4 protein-coding genes and 1 rRNA gene are annotated in these 5,264 nt (G+C 68.9%); 4 read left to right on the top strand and 1 reads right to left on the bottom strand.

The genetic code is table 11. The features are described 5' to 3' along the window. The 4 genes from VFG33_RS27145 to VFG33_RS27160 all read left to right on the top strand — a co-directional run. On the top strand, positions 1–396 hold a 396-nt coding region (locus VFG33_RS27145), incomplete at its 5' end, for a hypothetical protein (protein ID WP_325055797.1). Beyond that, positions 393–1,046 carry a hypothetical protein gene (locus tag VFG33_RS27150; RefSeq protein ID WP_325055799.1) on the top strand — a complete coding sequence of 218 codons (654 nt, stop codon included), beginning with the start codon at positions 393–395 and terminating at the stop codon, positions 1,044–1,046. The genes VFG33_RS27145 and VFG33_RS27150, both read left to right, overlap by 4 nt. Beyond that, a complete protein-coding gene (locus tag VFG33_RS27155) occupies positions 1,043–4,180 on the top strand; it encodes a coiled-coil domain-containing protein (RefSeq protein WP_325055800.1) in 3,138 nt (1,045 codons plus the stop codon). The genes VFG33_RS27150 and VFG33_RS27155 overlap by 4 nt, the downstream gene beginning before the upstream one ends. 216 nt (positions 4,181–4,396) lie before the next feature. Then, complete coding sequence (locus VFG33_RS27160) at positions 4,397–5,050, top strand: hypothetical protein (RefSeq protein ID WP_325055801.1); 654 nt, start codon at positions 4,397–4,399, stop codon at positions 5,048–5,050. Between the two features lie 133 nt (positions 5,051–5,183). Here VFG33_RS27160 and rrf read toward each other — a convergent pair. Beyond that, positions 5,184–5,264: ribosomal RNA gene (gene rrf, locus VFG33_RS27165) — 5S ribosomal RNA — on the bottom strand; the annotation flags it as partial.

The raw sequence follows: 5,264 nt of genomic DNA on the forward strand, positions 1-5,264 counted from the left end.
CCCGAACAACCAAGCGACCTGACCCTGATCATCGGCAGCCTCCGCCGGTTGCACGCGACAAGCTGGCTGATCTGGGACGAGAAGTCCGGCAAGGTCCGCCTAGGCCCCCGCACCATTACCTGGACCACCCGCGACCTCACCGCCCTCCGCGAGGTCTGCCGAATCCTCCCCGACCCACCCGCGGCCGTCCTAATGCCGCACCCCACCACCCCACCCGCGGACCACTTGCCAAACCCCGACCCCTCTGAGGCGCATCCGACGTCCGCCCATTCGTCGATACCACTCGCCTCGGCAGACCCCACCGCCTCAGATTCCCAGCAGCCGGTGACATCCGACGGCCTCGCCTCTACGGATGAGGCCGACACGGATGCGGAGTACGGGGTGGGTGAGCTGTGAGCGAGCGACATGCTTTGTTCGATCCTCTGTTGCAGGACCTGAGCGACCGGTCGCGGGACGAAGTACTGGCTGCTTTCAGTGCTGTGCAGTACTCCGCGCATCCCGTGGCCGAGGTGCAGCTGGCCGGGCTGCGGGACGTCACGCTCCGCCGACAGGTGCAGAAGATGCTGAAGCTGATCGGCCGGACCCTCGTGCAGGTCGACGGCACGCACTGGACCGCGGGCTATGCGGACGACATCGCGGAAGCGTTGACCGCGCAGGGCTGGCAACCTCTGTCGACGGTCGACCGCGCTGTGCTCGTGCTTGTCCTGGTGCACTCAGTCGCGATCCCCCGCAGCGAAGGAATCCTGACCGGCGACAGCTGGAAATCCGCCCGACCCACCACGGTCGACGAACTACGCACCACCAGGATCAGCAGCGAGGAGCGCCGGCTCGCACTGCAACGACTGCGCGCGGCCGGACTCATCCAGCTGTCCGGCGACCATTCCGGCGGCCCGAGCTACATCCCGGGTCCGCAACTGCAACGACTCACCCCGGCCGCCCGGCGACGCCTGCAGGATCAGCTGATCCTCGCGGCCGCGCCGGCGAGCCCCATCGCGGAAGCCATCCGCGCACGCAAAGGCACCACCTCGGAAGAAGGAGCGGCATGAGCACACCATCGGGCGCCGGACGGCCGGAGGACGGACCGTTCGACATCCTCGGCTCGAAGGTGCTGCTCGGCGTCCAGGTGGTGGATCTGTCCCGCCTGTCGACGCACCCGATCCCGATGGTCGGCCAGGGCCTCGTCACGGTCGCCGGCCAGGGCCCGACCGACTCGAACGGCGCCGGCAAGTCGTCCTGGATCGCCGCGCTCTCACTGCTGCACGCCGACGACCAGTGGCGGCTGACCAGCGGTGCGCCGGGAGCCGCCGAACTGCTCTTCACCGCGGAAGCCGCCGGCCAGGAAGGCAACTGGTCGAACGTCGATCGCGGCTACATCGTCGGGGTCTTCTCGGAACCCGATCTCACGGAGCTAGCCGAGATCGAGGCCGCCGCGATCACCGTGTGGATCCGCATCAACCGCAAAGCGTCGTACCTCGATCTGCGCTGGAAGAGCGGCCTGCACGTCCCGTACGGCGCGACCGAGGCCGAGCGCGCTGCCGGCGCCGACGCGCTGTGGGCTGCGCTCCCGCACTCGAACGGCCGCACCGACTTCCACGCGAACAAGCTCTCCAACGTCCTGTACGGCGGCCAGGTCCGGTGCGTGTCGTTCCTCTCGACCTCGGTCAGGTCCTCGCCGACGGCCAATCTGCTCGCCGAACCGCTGAACGAGCTCGGCCCGGCGCGGATCTTCAACGCGATCGCGACCCTGACCGGGCTCGACCACGAGCTCGAGCAGGAGCAGGCCCACCGCTCCGCCGAGCACACCCAGCGCGAGGCGACCAAGCAGGCGACGGCCGACCTGCAGCGCTGGGAACAGGAGATGGCCACAGTCGAGGTCGGCATCCTCCAACGCGCAGCCGCCCGTACTGCGCTGGCGTCGGCCCGGGATTCCTGGCTCGCCCGGTGTGCGCGGCACCTGGTCGACGGTGACGCGCGGAACGGCGAGATCCTGCATGAGCTCGCTCAAGTGGCGGAACGTGTCGCCGAGCAAGAAGCACGGCGTGAGGCCGTGGACGGCGAGATCGACGCGTTCGGCAGCGAGGAGAACCTGCTGCGCGACGTCCAGCTGACCCGGCAGGAGCGGGACAAGCTGGACGCCCGCGACCGGGAGCTGGATCTTGCGCAGCGTTCGGTGCGGGAGCAGCTCGAACGGCTCGGCCAGGAGCATCGTCGGCTGGTTGACGCCGGTCGTTCCGCGGACGGCCGGGATCTGGCTGCGGCCGCGGCCGAGCAGGACGAGGCTCGCGCCCTGCTCGAGGAGCACATCGGTCTGGATCATGCCGCGCGGATGGCGGTTGACTACGCGGCGGCTGAGTTGCGTGAAGCCGAGAGCGGTCAGACCGTGTCGGCCCCGCAACAGCAGGTGCTGGAGAACGCGGGCATCGCGTGCGGTGCACTGACGGATATCACTGAGCTGTCGGAGGCGGACCGGGCTGAGTGGGAGCCCCGGCTGGCGCCGTACCGCGAGGCCGTGGTCGTCGACGCTGTCGACTCTGCGCTTGCTGCCTCGGCTCTGGCCGATGCCGGGTATGCAGGGTTCTTGCTGGTACTGGCGAACCGGCCGGGCGCTTCCTTCGGCGCCGGCCCGTCGTCCGCGGACAAGCGGTTCAAGCTGGATGCGTTCTTCGTGGCACTGGCTTCTCGTGCCGCGAAGGAGGTCATCGACGAGGCTGCTGGTGTGGTCGCCGTCGGGCAGTTCGAGGAAGCGATCACCGGGCGGACCGCTCGGATCGAAGCGGCCCGCCGTCGGCTTTCCGCGGCTGACGAGGCTCGTTCGGCAGCACTTTCTGCCTTGGAGCAGGCCCGCGCTCGCGTGGCGGCAGCCGAGCGTCGTACCGCGGCCGCGCAGGCTCTCGGGACTGCCTCCGACGTACAGAAGCAGATCCTCGCGCTCCGCGAGGCGAACGATCGACATGAGACCGACCGGGACGAGCTGGCTCCTCTGTTGCGGGCCGCAAAGGAGGCTGCCGAGGCCGCGGCGGGGCAGCAACTCGTACGGGACGAGCGGCTGAAGAACCTCGAGGCGACCCGGCGGGACCACGACCGCATCCTCGACGACCTCGCCGGACGGCGGCTGGTCCTGCTCGAGGAGCAGACCGGGCTGGACCTGGTCTCGCGGGCCACCGCGTGGGGCGGTTCGGCGGAGGAGGCCTCGACGTTCCTGCTCGGCTTGCCGGACGACACCCAGCGCCGTACGACCGCCGACTGGAACCATCAGGCCTGCACCCAGCTCGACGACGTCGTACGCCGGTGCTTCCCGAACGCCCGTTCGCGCGAGGAGATCCCGTCAGAACTCTGGGAGATCCTGAACGGCGCGGACGGCTGGTCCACCGGGACCCTCGGAGTACGAGTGGGCCTCGTTCCGGCGTTGCAGCGGACGCTGGCGAGCCACCTCGCCCAGCACGAGACCTTCGACAGCCTGCAGCAACAGCAGATCGCCAGTCAGCGCGCCGAACGCAACGCCGCCCTCGAACGCGCCCGCGAGGGGCTCGGCGAGGCGGAGAGCACCGCGCGCGCTCACCGGTCGTCCCTTGCTGACGGCATTAAGTCGCGGTTGAAGCTGGTCTCGGCCGAGTTCGACCGCCTGGACCAGCAGTACGGCGGCTACGGGGCGAAGCTGGAATACCCCCAGCCCGACCCGCCGGCGGAGCCCGACAAGCCCTGGCGGTGGACCGTGACGCCGAAGTGGCGGCGGTCCGAGGGTGGGCCGTTCTCGGCGTTCAACGTCAAGGGCAACACCGCGCAGATGGACGAGAAGGCGGTCAAGCTCGTCTGCGCCGCCGCGCTGGCGGGTGGACGCGACCGGCCGCTGCTGCTGATCCTGGACGAGCTCGGGCGGAACCTGGGCTCCCAGCACCGGCGAGAGGCGGTTGCGCTGTTCGAGCAGATCGGCCGGGACCGGAACATCACGGTAATCGGCGCGCTCCAGGACGACATGGAGCGCTACGCACTGTCATCGTCACGGCTCTACGTGAAGCTGCGCCGCAGCTCGGACACGATGGCGTACAACCAGGCACCGGTGGTCAAGGGCAACGAGGAGTACTCGGCCCGGGTAGAGCTGTTGCGCGCCTGGCTCGACTCCTACCGGGGCCCCCGCCCCACCCTCGACCTCACCACTCCCACCCTCGAGCCCGCGGAATAGTCCCGCTGTCGGGCGGTGGTGGGTTTTGGGCGTGAGACTGCGAAAAGGGGACCCCAGTGGTCGGCTTTGACCTGGGGATCGTTCACACTGGATCGGTGACGTGTCCGCGGATTGGGGATCTTGCCCGCTCAAACCGTTCACACCTGGTCAACCCATCACCGAGCGGCGTACCGTCCGTGGGGCAGCTCCAGCCGGCAGTCGATCGGAGGGCGTGAGATGGCATCTTGGCTCCTACGCGCCCAGTGGGCGCACCGCGACGAGAGCATCGAACACCGCGCACTGCGAGTCGGCCGCACCCTGACAGCCGTGGCGGTCGCCTTCCCGGACGTCCATCTCTGGACCCAGGACGAGCGCTGGGGCTACCACGTGCTCGAGGCAGACGCGACGACTCCGCTGGAAGAAATGGTCGAGGCGACCACCAAGGTCCTGTCGAACGGCTCGAGCACCACCAGGCTGCATCTCCAGAGCACCGGTGAGCTCCCCTGGCTGTTCGACCTCTCGATGGGCAGCACCCTCACCACAGCCTCGGACCAACTGACTCTGCACTGGAGCGACGACGAGGCCCTCAGCCAGTCAGAACGCTTCGCCCAGGTACTTCGGGCCGTCGTGACGATCTGGGAACCCGAATGGGCCAGCATCGCCGACACCGAACTCGCCACCGCCGCCGGCCTCTTCCGCCGCGGCATCCCGACCATGGGGTGGCTGACCTACGTTCGCGGCCTGGTCGCCGGCGCCCACGGCATCGACATCACGCTGACGCCGTTCGAACGAGGAACTCTCCTCCAGGCCCCGGTCGCACCGACGGACCTGTCCCCCGTGCACATCTGCGCCGCCGCGGCCCTCGTCGGCATCTCGCCCGCCGACCTCTGAGCCCCGGGCTCCGCCACGCAACCTCTCAGCCTCTGCGGCCGTGGCTGTGGCTGTGGCTGTGGCTGTGGCAACTAAAAGTACTGGCACAAATGTTAAGGGCCACCCGGTGTGGGTGGCCCTTAGCAGTGTGAATGTCCGGCGACGTCCTACTCTCCCACGACCTACCGGTCGCAGTACCATCGGCGCTGTCGGGCTTAACTTCCAGGTTCGGAAT

The organism is Kribbella sp. (assembly GCF_035687465.1).
GTDB lineage: Bacteria > Actinomycetota > Actinomycetes > Propionibacteriales > Kribbellaceae > Kribbella.

Excerpts from the sequence above, each read along its gene's own strand:
- VFG33_RS27155 (WP_325055800.1), top strand. The coding sequence starts at position 1,043 with ATGAGCACACCATCGGGCGCCGGACGGCCGGAGGACGGACCGTTCGAC.
- VFG33_RS27160 (WP_325055801.1), top strand. The coding sequence starts at position 4,397 with ATGGCATCTTGGCTCCTACGCGCCCAGTGGGCGCACCGCGACGAGAGC.